This window comes from Novipirellula galeiformis, from assembly GCF_007860095.1.
Lineage (GTDB): Bacteria > Planctomycetota > Planctomycetia > Pirellulales > Pirellulaceae > Novipirellula > Novipirellula galeiformis.
In genome coordinates this window covers 104,379-121,289 of sequence record NZ_SJPT01000005.1, presented here as the reverse complement: position 1 = coordinate 121,289, position 16,911 = coordinate 104,379, and the positions used below count along the sequence as shown (strand labels likewise).

The following is a 16,911-nucleotide window of genomic DNA, read 5'->3' as shown; positions in this document are numbered from 1 at the left end:
GCATGCATGGGTTGATCAAGTGGGTTCATCAAAATGGTCAGCGGTTGAGTATTGCAGGGTGTAGGTTCCGGCGTCGTTCGACGCGATCTCCCAACGCTACGTCACTCCCCGCCAAGGGGCTCCCTATCATAGCCGATCCTTTCCCTTGAACCGCGAGCTCATTTGTCACATGGTCGGCTTGTAGCGAATACGCCGGTTCGTCAAAGTAACGCCCATGAATGAGCGAAAAATGATCGTAATCTCCGTCGAGGGCTTGGCCACCTCCGCACTCGGTTGCTATGGATCGTCATGGAACGAAACCCCCGCCGCCGACCTGATTTCCAGCCGTGGGGTGGTCTGGGATCGAGTGATTGCCGGTCACGACGACGGCTTGAAAGTGCTCGCCGAATGGCTGAAACCGCCCACGCAGCATGATCCCGAGCACTGGATCACCCGATGGAACGAGCTGGGACCGGTGGAATTGATTACGGACGACCCGCGTTTGTCGAATCAGTCGTTGGACGAGGACTTCGATCAAGCTTGGTTGGTTGAACTCGATGAAGTCAGTAGCGACGCTCAACCCTGTGACGAGATCGAAGAAACACACCTCGCTCGGCTGTTTGCGGCACTGCTAGCAAGGATCGAAGAGCCCGATTCTGCAGCCGTCTGGTGGTTGCATACGCAATCGCTGGTCCGATGCTGGGATGCACCACGATGGTTGGTGCCTTTGGATGCCGACGAGCTCTACAGCGAAGAACCTTCCGACGAAGTCGAGCTGTTGCCCGAATCAGGCGAGTCGATCGGCGACGATGAACTTGAAATGCCACCCTGGGTTTTTTCCAACGTGTTGCCGCCTCAATTGGAAATCACGTCTCATTCGCACCCCGATTTGGCGGTTTCGTGGATGCGGACCTACGGCTGCCAAGTGCGGTTGCTCGATCGAATGATGTCGCTATTGATCGAATATGTCAGCGATTTTGATCCCGTGATTGTGCTGGTTGGGACCAGCGGGTTTAGCCTCGGGCAAAATGGATGGCTCGGCTATCGCACGGGGCCGCTTCGTAGTTGCCATCACCGCGTGCCCATGGTTGTCAGTGAATTCGGGCCCGTCCGACACCCCGCTCTCACCGAGGCGGCGTCGTTTCCCGAGATTCTGGCCAAAATCAAAGACGCCCCTGATCACTTGATTCATCCCGCTACCTGGGCTGCCACCGCCGCCGAGTTCGAGCCTCGTGTTGTCACCCACAGCGACAAAGGGTCAAACGCGATCACCACCCCTCGATGGTATTGCGTTCAATCCCCAGGCGAAGAGCATCTTTATCTGAAGCCCGATGACGTGGACGACCACAATGACATTAGTCGATTGCGGCATGATGTCGTCGAGCACCTCGCCTCACCGCTGGAACCCTAACGAGGTTAGCTGTTCTTGGATGGCGCGAGAGCGGGGGGAGCTCGCGTTGCGGAACTCGCACGGGCATGAAAAAACCTCACCGATCCAACAAGATCGGTGAGGTTTCGATTGCATGAACGAGGTTTAACGTGAGGTTACGTTAAACCAACACGACTAGATGTCGGTGTTAGCGTCTGCTTTAGGTGCTGGAGGAGCATCGCTGCTGCTTGCAGCTGGTGCAGGTGCTGGTGCAGGGGCTGCTTCTGGAGCAGGAGCGGGAGTTGCTTCAGGAGCAGGAGCCGCTTCGGTAACGACGCTACCAGGAACGAGCGTTTCGCCTGGAGCTAGGTCGTAACCTTCCGAGCTGACGTGTCCCGAGTTAACGTGTCCGCCTTCAACGACAACCGCTTCGCCACCGCAGCAAGGTGCTGCTGCTGGAGCTTCGACGACAACTTCGCTGCCACAGCAAGGTGCTGCTACAGGAGCTGGTTCGCAGCAAGGAGCTGGTTCGCAGCAGCGGTTTTTGCGATTGCGAAGTTTGCTGAACAAACCGCAACGCTTTTTAGGAGCACAGGTGGGTGCAACATCACAGCACACTGGCTCTGGAGCGCAGCAAACTGGAGCTGGTTCGCAAACTGGAGCTGGAGCACAAACGGGAACTGGCTCGCAGACAGGAGCGCAAACTGGCTCAGGGGCACAGCAAGGATCTGCATGCTTTGCTTTGAAGCGTGCGAGCAATCCGCCGCCACAGCTTTTTTGTACAAGACCACCACCACAGGATGGTTGATCGCATCCACCGCCGCACTGTTTCGCGTGCAGTTTGCCGAACAGTCCACCGCCATGGTGTCCTGCTTCAGCGGTTTCGCTTGTTACTACTGCCGCACCGATTAACAGTGCGAATGCGGCAATGCCGCTCACCACAGTCCGATTCATAAAGATCTCCCAAGTGTTCGGAGTTTGGTGCGATCCGAATTCGCACATCAAATTAGTAAGGCCAGTCATTCCACGGCCCAATCGCGTCGACCCAACCGCCGATAACGTTATCGACTACCGAAAGATCATCGAACCTTCTTCCAGGCCCTCCAACTCACTAACAAGATGGGGTGGCTAGGTTGAGTTTGCGGTTCGCGCAATTTCGCCGCTACAATAACCTGGGGAATATTGATGTCAATCCATCTAGGTCGTCACGACGGAGGAAATTTTCGCTCCCCCTTTCGGCCCGCTCCCAACCGCATTTCGCGTACCAAGACGGGACGGGGATTCCCGAAGCACGCCCCATTGCGATTTTTATCGGGAAATCAGGCCAAATCGCCTTGTTTTGGCGTTCCAAGGGGGCGGAATGTTTTTTTGCCGCTCCCTCCACTCGGGTGATCAGCGGCCTCGACACAATACGGGCACAGCAGTGAACAAATGAGAATGATAAATTTTACTGGTTTTCTTGAGGAGAGAGGTCATTTGGGCCAGTTGGAGGGGTTTGGGCATCGCTTTGCGGGGTCGCAGCAGGCTCCTCACCTTCGGCCAAAAGTTTGGCCATTTCATCGCCATTTTCGAAGTCAATGACAATTGGGGGCTGGCTGGGATCGATCTCCATCGCGAGTCCCGAAATGCGCCATCCGGCGGCTTCGAGTTGCAAGGCCCAAACGACTTCGAAATCACTTTGGGTGCCATCGGGACCCGGTTCGGTCCAAATGCTTTGCACTAGCATCGAATTTGCTTCCCCGGGCACTTCGCGCGCCTGAGTGACGTTAAAACGAGCGTCCGGAGAGCCGATCGGTTGGACGCTGCGGCCGATTCGCTTGAGTTCCGCTTGGGCACGCTCGGTCAATAAATCGCCTGCCCCCGAGTCCTCGCCACCACGGCGAACTTGATCGAGGAATTGGCTGACAACGTCGGTTGGCGACGATTTTGCTGCCGCCGGTGGTGCTGTCGACGATGCTGCGGGTTCCGAGGAAGCCTGTTCTGCGACATCCGAACCAGAGCCGCAGCCGAGGGTGGCGATCAACAGAAAGGCAAATAACGAGGTGTTCGACAAAATTCGGGTCATAGCGAAGGCCATCAAAATGAAGGATGATCAGGCAACGGAATCGGGTTAGATAGAAAACCAGCCAAGGGGCGTCAAGGTAGATCCGATGTGATGCCGATGGCAAGCGCCGCCGATGGCAAACGCCGCCGGGGAGAATACCGACAGGTCAAACGCCGCCCGGGGGAGTCGCAACGGGCGGGGATTCAGATTCGGCTACCGCTCGCGATCGCTTTTCCGCACAATGTCGGCTTGATCGAGAGTCCGCTTGATCGAGACAAACTCGCCTACGAAATATTGAAAGCAAACAAAGATCATGCCCTCCAACGAAGACAACGTGATTGCGGTCGATGGAAAACGTGTGGACCTTCGCAATCGTCCGCTGGCCGCCTTCTTGGCGTGGTTGCTGCCCGGTGCAGGGCATTATTACCAAGGCAGAACGACCAAGGCGGCGCTGTTTTTCGTCTGTATTCTTTCCACCTGGATGCTGGGCTTCGCGCTCGGTGGAGGGCATGTGGTCTACGCCTCTTGGCAACCGGGTGACAAGCGTTGGCATTACTTTTTGCAAGCCGGTGTCGGCGCTGCCGCCCTTCCCGCGCTCGTCCAAGGCAATCGCATGCGTTTGAATACCAAGGATGGGCGGACGCTGCAGAGCTACGAGCCTTTGTGGAGCGGCTTTATGGCGCCCCCGCGTCGTCCAGTGTTTGAAAGCAATGCGGACGATGTTTCAGCCTGGTTTGCACGTCATGGCGCGGGGTATGAGGTGGGAACATGGTACACCGTGATCGCCGGGCTACTTAATATTTTGGTGATCTACGATGCCTTCGGGGGACCCCTTTGCGTGCCCATTAGCGGGCGAAAGAAAGATCGAGACGATGAGCAAACCGAGGCGGAGGTGGCTCCGGACCACTAGCTCCCCCTCGGACCGTTTCGTGCACGCGAACGACTCGTCACGAACCTTCCCTCCCAATCCCCCTTGAACTCGATGCGGCTGACGATGCTTTCCATTTCCCCTACTTATTTGCTGTACTTTGTCCCGCTGTTGATTTCGATCTCGTTGGTTTTTGGTGCGACCCGCCACGAAGACCCTACAATGATCATGAAGCATGCGTTGGGAACAGGACGTTGGATCTGTGGATTCATGGCGTTCATTTTTGTTGTGCTGTGCATCGTGAATTGGATGATCTAGTGCGTGTTCTCACTCTGGGGGCCGGAACGGTAGGACGTTGGATCGCCGACATTCTTTGTCGGCGTCGTCATAGCGTGACCGTGGTCGACAACGATCCTGAAAATGTTCGCCGCATCAACAGCGAATTGGACGTGCGCGCGATTCAAGGCAACGCGTCTCAGAGCACCGTGTTGTTCCAAGCCGACGTATGTAGCGCCGACATCGTGCTCGCCGTGACCGGCGACGACGAGGTCAACATTGTTGCCGCGAGCATGGCAAAAGCCCTCGGTGCACGCCGCAGCATTGCTCGTGTATACGCCCCTGCGTTTGGGGACCTCAGCACGTTTGACTATCAACGTCATTTTAATATCGACAGCATTCTCAGCTTGGAACAGCTGACCGCGTCGGAGTTGACTCGCGCGATTCGCAATCCCGATGCGATTCCGCTAGAGCATTTTGCCCGTGGACAATTGGAAGTCTACGAGATGCCAATTACGAACAATGCCAGCGCGGCGGGCGCCCGTTTGCGAGACTTGAAAATCCCTGGCAATGTGCGGGTGGGCTCGATCGCACGCGAAGGCCGAATGTGGATTGCCAGTGGCGAAGATGAGCTGAGGTCTGGTGATCGCGTCAGTTTGGTCGGGATGCCCGATGCTGTGGCGAAGGCGCGAGGGATTTTCGGCGCCGAAGCAGACGACCGGCGGTCGCGCAAACGCATTATGATCGCCGGCGGAGGGGAAACGGGATATCACTTGGCTGGATCGTTAAGCTCGCATGACTATCGAATCGTGCTGCTCGAACGCAACTTGGACCGTTGTGATCACCTCTCGAAAACATTACCGAACGTCACGGTCATTAATGCCAATGCCAATCGCCGCAGCATTTTAGAGGATGAAGGGGCCGGAACCGTTGACTTCTTCGTCGCCTGTACCGGCAATGACGAGAGCAACATCATGGCCGGTGTCGAAGCCCGCGAATTGGGCGCTTCGCGTGTGATGTGTGTCGTTGGTCGCCCCGATTATGCAAACGTGGTCGGCAAACTCGGAATCGATTGTGCGGTCAGCGAGCGAGACGTTCTGGCTCGCCAAGTCCTGGGCTTTTTAAACGAGGGGGCGATTATCAGCCAGAGTCGATTGCCCAGCGGTGAAATCGGCGTTTACGAACTCGAAGTGGTCGAAGGCACCAAGGTCACCTTGGCAACCCTCGCCGATCTTCCGCTCGCCGGACGGTGCTTGATCGCCGCGATCCAACGAGATGGATTTGTGCGGGTGCCACGCGCCGACGACCAATTGAAACCGGGCGATATCGTTGTGGCGCTGATCGACCAATCCTCCGCCGAGGACAGTCTTGAGTTGTTCAATGCACCGCTCTAAGCAGGGACTCAGTAATGATTGGGGGAAATCTCATTAGCCGCTTTGGCGTTAGCCCCGCTTGAACCAGTTGAACCGCTTGAACCGTGGCTAACGCCAAAACGGCTAATCTACCGAAAGACTCCTGCCTACCTGCTCTAGGGCTGAAACAAGCAACTCCTAAGCTTAATCCCTTCTGTGTAACCACGCCCGACCGGAGCCACCCAAAGAAGATTCGGATTGAGATAACGATTTGGAATCAACAGGAGGCGAAGCCGTGCGAACGAAATGGGGGGCATGTCAGTGCGGCTTGTGTCAGTGCGGCGTGAATCACCGGCGCAGAGTCCTTTTTCGGCAAAGTCCTCACTTGTTTAGAGGCCAGCGCGGTCGGCTTAGGGCGGGGGCGGTAGGCTCTAGGGCTTCGCGATATAGCGATATTGCCCCTGGTTCTGCTCGGCAATTCGCTTCATCCGACTTTCCCCTGCGCGACTGTAATACGCAATCGTATGCACCTTGCTGATCAATCCACCGGAGCCGAACAGATTGCGTTGCTGGTTCTTCTCTCGTAAGAGTAACTCGGTCGACTGCGGAAACTCGCCGTCCGAGAGCAGGAAGATCGCGTCGGCGCGCAAGCCCAGCACAAACTCCAGTAAATCGTTGGGGTTTTTGCCGCGGTCGGCGCGAATGCCCATCGCCCAACGCTGCAGCGCTGCCTTGTTCTGCGGCGTGGCATAGGCGCTGCGCGTTTCATCCTGCTGCGGGTTGCTCAATCGCATGAAGTCCGGCGCAGAATCAAAAAAGATCACGTAGAACCGTTGGTCGGGCCGCAGCGCGTTGATCGATTTGAGTAACTCGATTCTGGCGGATTGAAAGGCGTCGCCCATGCTCTTGCTGCTATCAACGAGATAGACAAAATGATTCCCACCGCCATCGACTCCGCAAAACTGGATTTTGGCTTCCGAGTCACTCGGCTTGGTCAGCATCTCCGCCGTCGCGTCGTTCGATGAGTCCAACATCGACGCAGCGAGACTTGCCATCGCAGGAGGTGGGGGCGGTGCCAAATCGGAAACGGCAATTTCCCCCACTGGACTCAAGTCGTACTGGACTTCCGCTTCGCTTATCGTTTCGGTGGGTTCGGTTTCGAGCTCACTGTTCTCAATGGTGAAAGTTTCCATCACGGTTTCCGATTGCGACGCTGACGATGCGGACAAGGCAACTTGGTCCGAGGGGGTGTGGGTTTTCAGCGTCACGACGGCTAACAGAATGAGAATCACAGCGTGAGCGATCGCGCTGACCAACCATGCTGCGGGCTTTCGACGTGAGTGCTCGGGCGATATCTCTTGATCCGAAGCAATGTCCGCGTCGAACTCCAGGACTTTGCTTTGCGGAAACGACGCTTCGTCGGTCTTTGCGGCACAAATCTCCGGGAATGACAGATCGGAACCGCTCGACGGCGAATTGAAAGACGAGAGATCTAAAGATGGCGGCTCTGAAATTGGCGGGAAGGATTCCGGCACCGTCGCAACATCGAGTTCGTCAACTTGGTCATTGAGGGCGAGGGCCTGCGTGTCGAGATTCTTTGCGGAGACGAGATCGGGCGCGGCGGTCGAGAGTTGAGTGTGACCGGCTCGCGGCAAGCTCGTCGGTGTTTTCTGTTCGGGCGCCCCCGCTTCCTCTTCTGTCACCTCAGGGGTGACGGGGTGCGGTGTGGTGTTGGATTGTGTCGATACATCGTCCGATGGCAATGTCGTTTCGGCTGCGGCAACCCCCACGGGCTCCGTGGCGATCGAGTTTGATTCGACACGTTCAACACTGATGCTATTGGTGTCGAAAGCCTGGCGGACATCCTCCCAGCTACGGAACGATCTCGATTGGGTTTCCGCGTGCTCCGCGTGCGGTGTCGGGGCCGCTACGTCAGGCCCCGAATACCAAATCACTTCGGGATCGGTCGCATCCCTCTCGGTGCTGCGAGGCGAGTTGGGGTTTGCTTCCCGCAGTTCTGGATTCGGTGTCGCTGGATTCGTTCGCCCAGGATCGTGTGGCAAGGGATTGGACGCGACCTTGGGCAAGGCAAGGCTCGGCGACGCTGTGCGGTTATGGATTGGCGTCACGCTTGGAATCGATTCCTGGGTTCGGCAGTCCATGTTGCGAAGTTGCAATTCGATCTCGGCTGCCTTGGCATCCAAGCGAGCCGCGTCGGCTTGTCGGCGTACCCGGAAAAGCTCGAGCTCAAGCGATTCCCGCTCGGAATCAATCCGTTCCTGCCGGCCATTTTCCATTGCGGGTTTTGAATCGGAACCTGGATTCAATGGCGAACGCTCAGCACGGCTGGCATCCCAAGGATGCGGATCCAAATTCGATTTGGATGAATCGGAAGCCATGTTTCCGTTGTTGAAAATGCAGCGATCGAAAAGATAAGTATCACATGCGTTGAACCGGAGTGCCCGGCGGATCCTCGCGGAGGGTGTCTGAGTCGATTGACGTGGGCTCAAGACGAGTTACACCCGTTCTGCAAAGTCGTACTCTCATTGTGCGAGAGTTTTCAGGAAGCTGCAACTCATTTTGGACGCTCTTTCTGTGATTGTGGATTATCCTTGATCCGCTAGCCTGCACGTTAAGACCGTTGTTCCCGAGCCGGTGAGTTGTTGAAGAAATGGATTTTCAACATACTCTGACTGCGATAGCAATATGCAGCTGAGGGGGGAGAGAGAGTGTGCAGCGGAGCCGCTGCAACGAAGAGGTCCCCCCCCCCGTCAAAAGAATTCCCTCCTTCACACGAGCTTTGCTTTCATGACAGACCGTCGCCAGTTTTTTGGACTTCTGAGTACTTCCGCCGTCGGCCTTGCGATTTCTAGCGGCACTGCAATTTCCAGCGGCACCGCGACCGCAGCCAAGCCGGTTCCTACCCGCCAGGAGTTCCCGATGCGTTTTACCCTGAACATGAGCACCCTACGTGGTCAAAACCTGACGATCGAAGAACAGGTCGATGTCGCTGCGAAAGCAGGCTACGACGGGATCGAACCCTGGATTGGTGATCTTGAGAAATTTATCAACCGAGGCGGCAACACGACCGCGCTGCGAAACCAGATCGCCGATGCAGGATTGACGGTCGAAAGTGCGATCGGCTTCGCTCAATGGATCCACGACGATGCCGACGCTCGCCAACAAGCTCTCGAAGTCGCCCGACGTGACATGGGCTGGGTCAAATCGATTGGCGGCACTCGGATCGCCGCCCCCCCGGTCGGCGCTCACCAAAAAGGGACCACGCCACCTCCGTTGGATGTGATCGCGGAGCGATACCGAGCGTTGCTCGAAGTCGGCGACGAAACCGGGGTCACGCCCCAGTTAGAATTGTGGGGATTTTCTCCGGCGATCCATAAGCTCGCCGAGTTGGCGTATGTCGCGACCGCCGCCGAGCATCCCCAAGCATGCGTGTTGCCCGACTTTTATCACATCTATAAAGGGGGCAATGATTTTGCGGGGCTGGCCATGATCGAAGCGTCTCGCATGCATTGTTTTCACATCAACGATTATCCTGCGGAGCCATCACGCGATGAGATTAGCGACAAAGATCGCGTCTTTCCCGGCGATGGGGTCTGTCCGCTCGTACCTACGATTCGGCAATTGATCGACCACGGTTTCCGAGGGACCTTCTCGCTCGAATTGTTCAATCCCGAATACTGGAAACGCGATGCGTTGGACGTCGCTCGGGAAGGTTTAGAGAAGTCGAAGCGAGTGGTGGCGGATGCGATCGCCCAAGGCTAATTGATTTTCATTAGCGACGGCGAACGTCAAATGCCCATAGGTGTCTAGACGGTCCTCCGCGTCGCTACCTACGATATGCCATCTGACGGATTTTAAACTCGAATGACACAAGGATTTATCGTCGTGCCAAATATCGGTCCCATGATCGCAGCGTCCAGCCGGATTGGACTTGCCAACGCCCAACGAATGCTCAAAGACGTCACTCCTCAGCAATTCGCTCGATTTGCCAAGTGTGGCGACACGGTGATTGAATCAAACCATCCCGCGTTTGTCTTCGGGCACTTGAGTCTGTATTCGTCCGAAGTGATCAAGGCGTTGGGGGGCGATGCATCGGCCTACCTGCCCAGCGATGAATTTGTCAAAGCGTTCTCCAAGTCAGCGAAGTGTGTTGACGATCCCGAGGGCAACATCTATCCCGCAATGGACGAAGTCTTGAACGCGTTTAATACCGGCTACGAAGCCGCGCTGGCAGCGCTGGAAACTGCGGACGACGCTGTCTTGTTAGAGCCGAATGCGAATGAGGCGATGCGAGATCGACTTCCCACGGTCGGTTCGTTGCTAAACTTCTACGTCGGGGGTCACATTACGCTCCACGTCGGCCAAATCAGTGCATGGCGAAGAGCAGCGGGCTTAGGGCCGGCGTAACACGTCTCTGACGCAATCCAGGTGAGCTTCTCTACGTGAGCGATTCAGTTTCCGGCGACTCGGTTTCAAGAGATGCGGGCGCCCTCGACTTGCCGGTCGCGGAATGTTTGGATTCGATCCTTGCTGCTGCGGCCGAGTCGATTCCTGTGGTCTTAAAGGCGCCTCCGGGCGCTGGCAAGACGACGCTGGTTCCACTTGCTCTGCTGCAGCGGAATATCGTCAATGACGGCGAGATTCTTTTGATTCAGCCTCGCCGGTTGGCCGCGCGAAGTGCTGCGGCCCGACTGGCTCATCTGGACCACTCGAAGCTGGGCAGCCGGATCGGCTATCACGTTCGCTTTGATCGCTGCACTTCACCGCAATCCAAGCTGATCGCAATGACGACCGGCATGTTGTTGCGACGACTCAATGATGATCCGCTGCTTGAAAACGTGGGCTGCGTGATTTTGGATGAGTTCCATGAACGCAGTCTCGAAATCGATTCGGCGCTGGGGATGTTGCATCGCATTCGCACGACGCTGCGTCCTGAATTAAAACTAATCGTGATGTCGGCCACCTTGGCGACCGAACCGATCGTCCAGTTTCTCGGCGATGCCGTTTCGATTCAAAGCGAAGGTCGAGCTTATCCCGTCGAGGTCATCCATTCGCCTCATTTGTCAAAACAGCACGTCGATGTCCAGGTGATCGAGACGCTGCCCGAAGCCCTGCGGCAAACCCGCGGGCATGTGTTGATCTTTTTGCCGGGCGTGGGTGAAATCCGCCGCACCCGTCGGATGATCGAGTCCGCTCAAAGCGAAGGGATCGCGATTGGCTCGGACTACGTCCTTCATGAACTGTATGGCGACATGGCTGCGGCGGCCCAAGACGCGGTGTTGGCACCGTCGTCCAAGCGCAAGATCATCCTCTCGACCAATGTTGCCGAAACCTCCGTCACCATCCCGGGCGTGACGGCGGTGATCGATAGCGGATTGGCACGCGTGATGCGTTTCAATCCTGCGGTGGGGCTTCCCGTGCTGCGGTTAGAGCCGATTTCCCAGGCAGCGGCGGAACAGCGCGCGGGACGCGCGGGGCGAACCGAAGCGGGAGTCTGTTTTCGACTTTGGCCACTCGCCGCTCATCGATCTCGACGACTCCATGATTCGCCGGAGATCGAGAGGGCCGATTTTAGCACGGCCGCATTGATGTTGGCTGGATGGGGCGAACGCGATGCATTGGACTTTCCCTGGATCACGCCTCCGAGTGAGGAAACCGTGGATCAGGCCAAGCAACTCTTGGTCTCGCTAGGTGCCATCGATCAGCGTGGAGCCTTGTCCCCGGTGGGCGACCGGATGTTAAAACTTCCGCTGCATCCTCGCATCGCTCGATTTTTGGTTGCCGCGGATGACTTGAACATTGTCCCCGAAGCCGCACTGGTTGCCGCGCTGCTGAGCGAACGCAATCCATTTCGCTCGTCAGGTCCATCGCTGAGTCTATTGGATCAAGTCGAGAAATTGAATGGTTACCTGATGGGTGATTCGAGAGTCGATGTCGACCGGGGGGCTGTGAAACAGATCCAGCGGGTCGCCAGCCAAATTCAAAGGATCATGGGGCAATCCAAGGCAGCGTTAGGCAACCACATCGACAGCACGGCGGTGCGGCAATGTTTGCTCGCAGCCTATCCCGACCGGGTCGCACGACGGCGTGCCGCCGACAGCGATCGCGGGGTGATGGTAGGCGGTCGAGGCGTGCAACTCGCTGGAGCCGCCCGCGCGAGCGATTCCGCTTCGCCGTGCGAATTCTTTGTTTGCGTCGATGTGGATGATCGCGGTAGCGAGGCCAGCGTGAGGGTTGCGGCGCCGATTGAGTTCGAATGGTTGGACGCGTCGATGATCCGCACGGTCGATGAACCGTTCTATGACACCGCGCGACGCGCCGTCATCGCACGACGACGCCAATACTTTCGCGATTTGCTTCTCAAAGAATCTCCGATTGAGTGCCAACCGAGTCCGGAGGTGGCTGCGGTGCTAGCCGAAGCGGTGGGCGGTGACGTGGAAACGCTCTTGAGGGATCATGGTGAATCCGCGCTCGCGCTGCTCAGACGAGTTCGCTTTTTACATACGTGGGTACCTGAGCTGGAAATCCCCAAGCTGGACGACGCAGCGGTTCAAAACGTGCTGCACCAACTTTGCCAATCATGCACTTCGCTTGCGCAACTGCAGCGTTCCCCCTGGCTGGATCACTTCAGGGGCTTGTTCGACTATCCCCAGCAGCAACAAATCGACCGCCAAGCTCCCCAACGCATCACGGTCCCCAGCGGTAATTCGATCAAGATCGAGTACGTCGAGGGTAAACCGCCTGCGATGCACGTGAAGTTGCAAGAATTATTTGGCTGGACCGACACGCCTCGCATCGCGGGTGGAAAGGTTCCCTTGCAACTGCATCTTCTGGGGCCGAATCGTCGGCCGCAGCAAATCACCGATGACTTAAACAGCTTTTGGAAAACGACTTATTCCGTGGTGCGCAAAGAGTTGCGTCAGCGCTACCCCAAGCACTATTGGCCCGAAGATCCGCTGAGCGCCAAGGCCACGCACAATGGGCTCAAGCCGCGAGATTGAACCCTGCGTTTGATTGCAGGGAAAGTGCCGAGCCCGTTGCCGTTGTCATGAGTTTCGGTTTGCGTCGTGGGCGCTTATCCACGCTGCGGATTAAAATTGAAAGTAGACAAAGGGTTGGAAGCCTGCGGGGGCATAGAGTAGTAGAGCCCACAGGATTACGGTCGTTGCGATGGGCGAATACCATGCGTCCCAAGGTAGCCGCATGGCTCGCCGCAATGAGGTCATCCATGCGAGATGCTCCGCAGCCAAACAACCCAGTACGCCGATCACGAGCGGTGGGTACCAATGGATCCCCAGCGACGGGACGATCATTTTTTGCAGCATGATTCCCGCGGCCTGCAAATCGGGAGAGCGGAACAAGACCCAGCCGACTTGGACCACGATCATGACGCCGGTCCAGCGAACGATCTTGGGCAGTTGCAGAGGGATTAAACCGCGGGTACTCCGTTCCACGCACAGTGCGGTCCCGTGCAAAACGCCCCACAATACGAAGGTCCATGCCGCGCCGTGCCAAAGTCCTCCGAGCGTCATTGTGAGCATCAAATTGCGGTAGGTCACCGCAGAGGATTTGCGACTTCCTCCGAGCGGAATGTAGAGGTAATCGCGAAGCCAGCGTGACAGCGTCATGTGCCAGCGATGCCAAAAATCAGCCATCGAGGTGGCTAGGTACGGATGCCGGAAATTCTTGGGGAAACGATAGCCGAGCATTTTCGCCGCACCGATTGCCATGTCGGTGTAGCCGGAGAAGTCGAGATAGATTTGCCCCGCATAGGCAAACACAGCCAACCACGTCGTCGAGCTGCTGTAGAAGTCGGGATTGGCGAACACAACATCCGCCATTTCACCTAGTCGATCGGCCATCAGCACCTTCTTGACGGCACCTCGCAACAGTTGCTGAAACCCACCGTAAAACCGGCGATTCGACCATGTGGGAGTGGTGGCAAGTTGTGGCAAGAGTTCTCGGGCGCGAACGATGGGGCCGGCGACCAGTTGAGGGAAGAAGGCTACGAACAACGCGAACTCCAGCAGGCTTTTGCTAGGCCGTAGCACCCGTCGATAAACATCAATCGTATAGCTAAGCGTTTGAAACGTATAAAACGAAACGCCCACCGGCAGGATGATGTTCAGCGTGCTCGCGCTAGCGCCCAGCGACTCGATGATCGGAGCAGCCGAATCGATGAAGAAGTTGAAGTACTTGAAGAACCCCAGCACGCCGAGGTTCACGATAATGCTTAGTATCAGTAAACGGCGACGAAATGTTGCATTGACACTCGAATCCATCGCATGCGAAATGCAAAAATCAATCAGCGTTGAAAACACAAGCAACAAACAGAAGCGAACATCCCAATAGGCGTAGAAGTAATAACTCGCAGAGAGCAATATTGCATTTCGCAGCGGGAGATGTCCCGTCATCCAAACGGCAGCCAGCACGCCTAGAAAGAAAATCAGGAACTCAGGCTGCGTGAAAAGCATCTCGATCTGTCGGCAACTTAAGGGTGGGAGAACGAAAAGGAATCGAGTTGGTTAGCAATCTCCGAAGCAATGATTTGATATCCCGTTTCGTTGAGATGTCCTTGCATGATGATTCCGTTGTGAAATCCATGCGGCCATTGGTTTAAGGATGCTGATTTTAAAAATGCCTGGCGAATGTCTAGCATCGAAATTCCAGCGGATTGAGCCGCTTGCGTGGTTTCGGCAATCGTCTCTGGATTCGGTTCCGTGCCTTCCACGGCGACGGGGGCAATGCGAGTCCGTTGGACTCGAGGTGCATAGACAATCAAAATCGGAAGGTCGGTCGATGATCGAATCGTTTGCATTACCGATGACCAATCGGTTTGCGGTGGTTCTGCAGCGAGCGATAGAGGAGTGTCGTGGATCGCTTTATGATCGTTGCCTTGGACCGCGGCGTGATCCGTGACGATGGGGCCGATCGAAAACCGTAGCGTTCGCGGCGTATCATCCGGAAAACGTAACAACCGGCGACCGGCATGGAGTATAAACGCCGGGAGGTTGGTGGAGATGAAATTGTGGTTTGCCTGCCAATGCGGATCGACCACCGGATCGGTGGCGGTGCGCTGCGCCATTTCGAGGTCCCCTATCTCGGCAACCAAAATTAGATGCAGGTCAATTGCCAACGCACCTTCGACGCGAGGTATCTGGGGCAGCCATTCCGCGGCATCGTCACCGCTGCGGGCAAATGGCAGTACGACGATCTCACGCTGCGAGGCGTCCGCGATCCGCTCGATTTGGCGGTGCAGTTTGTGTTCATCGGGAACACAGACTCCTTCGGCCTGTGAATCGCCCCACAGGGCGATGCGAAATTCGCCGTTTGCTTTGGCCTCGGGAAGATCGACCCGCCCCGGCATGCCATGCGGTCCGATGGCGGTGGTGGCATAGCCTTCACTGCGCCATCGGTAGAAATCCCCGGCAAGAGGAACGACGACACCGCGCAGGGGATCGACGTGGCTAGGCAGATAGCTGCGAACAAACAGCGGAGAGGTCAACGCGATCACGAGCGTGCCAAACAGTGCTCCAAGCAACCATTTGGCAACGATGCGGTTTGCGTTGAAGGAGTTCATGCCTGCGTGCGGACTACTCTTCAGTGACTCGCACGGTCGTCATTTCGTCGCCTTGCTTGATCGAATCTACGACGTCTTGGCCTTCGATCACTTTGCCAAACACGCTGTGCCGGCCGTCGAGATGAGGCGTTGCAAGGTGCGTGATGAAGAACTGCGAACCGTTGGTGTTCGGGCCTGCGTTGGCCATCGAAAGGACGCCTGGTCCATCATGCTTCAATTCAGGATGGAACTCGTCTTCGAATTGATATCCCGGTCCGCCGGTTCCCGTGCCTTGGGGACAGCCACCTTGAATCATGAAATCGGGAATCACTCGATGGAAGGAGAGCCCATCGTAAAACTTCTTTTCGCAAAGCGTTTCAAAGTTCTCGACGGTCTTGGGGGTTTTGTCGTCGAAAAGCTCGATGCGAATCTTGCCTTTGCTGGTGTCGAATGTTGCAACTTTCATGAATCAATCTTGGTTTGAGAAGGAAAATGGTTTGGGGAAGGGAAACGTAAATGCGAGATGAAGGCCGATGGCTACTTCGAGTGGAATTTTGCCCCAGGCGGTGCCGGTAGGCAAGGTTTACTCAAGCCGTGTTTCCGGCTCCGCTGCATCGGGTGCCGCTGCATCGGGTGCCGCTGCATCGGGTGCGGTTGCATCGGGTGCGGTTGCATCGGGTGCGGTTGCATCGGGGGCGCTCAGGTCGATCTCCATTCCAGTATCGATCTGGTCTTCGAATGAATCCAGATCGGCAATGACTTCGTGTCGCGTGCCGTCCGGCATCACAAGCTCGGCTGATCGAATCGAAAGTCCCTCACCGGGATTCTTGGAATCTTGCTGGATTTCGAGCACTCCGGTTCCCTTGGTGCCGACGATATCGAAGACCAACGAGCCAGGTTTTTCTTGCCCGACTTCGGTTGTCGCGGTGAAGTTCAGGTCTGCTGATTGGATCTCGCCGAGATGCTCTTGGATGACCTCATTCGCCCCCAATTCTTGCTTGACCTGATCGGCGATCATCCCCTTGCCCATGCGGTACATCGCATATCCGCCGCCACAGCAAACGACCGCGCCCAACAGCCCAATGATGCCCAGGATTCCAAGTACCCACTTCCAAACATTGCTTTTCGGTGGCGGGGATCCTTGCGTCGCAAATCGACTGTTGGGATTGGGTTCAAATGGATTATTGGGGGGCATCGACATGACGTGAACTTCAATAACAAGGGACGACTTGGTAGCAATCGCATGGGCATCCAAACGTAGCCAACCCTTGCGATAAACCAGCGTCGATGACGTCTTGGTTCGCGTTACATTAGAACGGGAATCGGCCCTGCGGCATAGTCGACAACGATCCTAACTTGGTCCCCGGTCGATCCCCAATTGTCCGTCGGAGAGGACCGCAGTTGGAAAAAAAAAGGAGGCGTGGTATCGCAGCCATCTCACCT

Annotated in this window: 14 protein-coding genes; 8 read left to right on the top strand and 6 right to left on the bottom strand. The window is 56.5% G+C overall.

All coding sequences use genetic code 11. The features are described from left to right. The first annotated feature begins 214 nt into the window (after positions 1–214). Positions 215–1,390: a hypothetical protein gene (locus Pla52o_RS14395; RefSeq protein ID WP_146595329.1), complete on the top strand. Its 1,176-nt coding sequence runs from the start codon at positions 215–217 to the stop codon at positions 1,388–1,390. A gap of 690 nt (positions 1,391–2,080) precedes the next feature. Next, the gene (locus Pla52o_RS14385) at positions 2,081–2,260 is read left to right on the top strand and encodes a hypothetical protein (RefSeq protein WP_146595327.1); all 180 of its coding nucleotides are present in this window, start codon (positions 2,081–2,083) and stop codon (positions 2,258–2,260) included. Between the two features lie 535 nt (positions 2,261–2,795). On the opposite strand, the gene Pla52o_RS14380 is transcribed toward Pla52o_RS14385, so the two are convergent. Further along, a complete protein-coding gene (locus Pla52o_RS14380; RefSeq protein ID WP_146595326.1) occupies positions 2,796–3,413 on the bottom strand; it encodes a hypothetical protein in 618 nt (205 codons plus the stop codon). A gap of 292 nt (positions 3,414–3,705) precedes the next feature. Here Pla52o_RS14380 and Pla52o_RS14375 point away from each other — a divergent pair, with 292 nt between their 5' ends. The 3 genes from Pla52o_RS14375 (at position 3,706) to trkA (ending at position 5,930) form a co-directional block, all read left to right on the top strand. Continuing rightward, complete coding sequence (locus Pla52o_RS14375) at positions 3,706–4,302, top strand: DUF6677 family protein (protein ID WP_231612340.1); 597 nt, start codon at positions 3,706–3,708, stop codon at positions 4,300–4,302. Positions 4,303–4,386: 84 nt separating this feature from the next. Further along, positions 4,387–4,578: a hypothetical protein gene (locus Pla52o_RS14370; protein ID WP_146595325.1), complete on the top strand. Its 192-nt coding sequence runs from the start codon at positions 4,387–4,389 to the stop codon at positions 4,576–4,578. After that, the gene (gene trkA, locus Pla52o_RS14365) at positions 4,578–5,930 is read left to right on the top strand and encodes a Trk system potassium transporter TrkA (RefSeq protein ID WP_146595324.1); all 1,353 of its coding nucleotides are present in this window, start codon (positions 4,578–4,580) and stop codon (positions 5,928–5,930) included. The genes Pla52o_RS14370 and trkA overlap by 1 nt, the downstream gene beginning before the upstream one ends. 389 nt (positions 5,931–6,319) lie before the next feature. Here trkA and Pla52o_RS14360 read toward each other — a convergent pair whose 3' ends face one another. Continuing rightward, the gene (locus tag Pla52o_RS14360) at positions 6,320–8,287 is read right to left on the bottom strand and encodes a vWA domain-containing protein (protein ID WP_146595323.1); all 1,968 of its coding nucleotides are present in this window, start codon (positions 8,285–8,287) and stop codon (positions 6,320–6,322) included. Between the two features lie 553 nt (positions 8,288–8,840). On the opposite strand from Pla52o_RS14360, the gene Pla52o_RS14355 reads away from it, so the two are divergent. The 3 genes from Pla52o_RS14355 to hrpB all read left to right on the top strand — a co-directional run bounded on the left by Pla52o_RS14355 (position 8,841) and on the right by hrpB (position 12,910). Beyond that, positions 8,841–9,671: a sugar phosphate isomerase/epimerase family protein gene (locus Pla52o_RS14355; RefSeq protein ID WP_146595716.1), complete on the top strand. Its 831-nt coding sequence runs from the start codon at positions 8,841–8,843 to the stop codon at positions 9,669–9,671. A 102-nt stretch (positions 9,672–9,773) separates the two neighbouring features. Further along, positions 9,774–10,316 carry a DinB family protein gene (locus Pla52o_RS14350; protein ID WP_231612339.1) on the top strand — a complete coding sequence of 181 codons (543 nt, stop codon included), beginning with the start codon at positions 9,774–9,776 and terminating at the stop codon, positions 10,314–10,316. A 35-nt stretch (positions 10,317–10,351) separates the two neighbouring features. Further along, entirely contained in the window at positions 10,352–12,910 is a 2,559-nt protein-coding gene (hrpB, locus tag Pla52o_RS14345) for an ATP-dependent helicase HrpB (RefSeq protein ID WP_146595322.1), read from the top strand. Positions 12,911–13,000: 90 nt separating this feature from the next. Here hrpB and Pla52o_RS14340 read toward each other — a convergent pair whose 3' ends face one another. The 4 genes from Pla52o_RS14340 to Pla52o_RS26925 all read right to left on the bottom strand — a co-directional run bounded on the left by Pla52o_RS14340 (position 13,001) and on the right by Pla52o_RS26925 (position 16,669). Then, complete coding sequence (locus tag Pla52o_RS14340; RefSeq protein WP_146595321.1) at positions 13,001–14,383, bottom strand: MBOAT family O-acyltransferase; 1,383 nt, start codon at positions 14,381–14,383, stop codon at positions 13,001–13,003. Positions 14,384–14,400: 17 nt separating this feature from the next. Beyond that, positions 14,401–15,489, bottom strand: coding sequence for a hypothetical protein (locus Pla52o_RS14335; RefSeq protein ID WP_146595320.1), 1,089 nt, complete (start codon positions 15,487–15,489; stop codon positions 14,401–14,403). A gap of 13 nt (positions 15,490–15,502) precedes the next feature. Continuing rightward, positions 15,503–15,934 carry a peptidylprolyl isomerase gene (locus Pla52o_RS14330; RefSeq protein ID WP_146595319.1) on the bottom strand — a complete coding sequence of 144 codons (432 nt, stop codon included), beginning with the start codon at positions 15,932–15,934 and terminating at the stop codon, positions 15,503–15,505. A gap of 117 nt (positions 15,935–16,051) precedes the next feature. Next, on the bottom strand, positions 16,052–16,669 hold the full coding sequence (locus Pla52o_RS26925; RefSeq protein WP_197169247.1) for a hypothetical protein: 618 nt from the start codon (positions 16,667–16,669) through the stop codon (positions 16,052–16,054). Positions 16,670–16,911 lie beyond the last annotated feature (242 nt).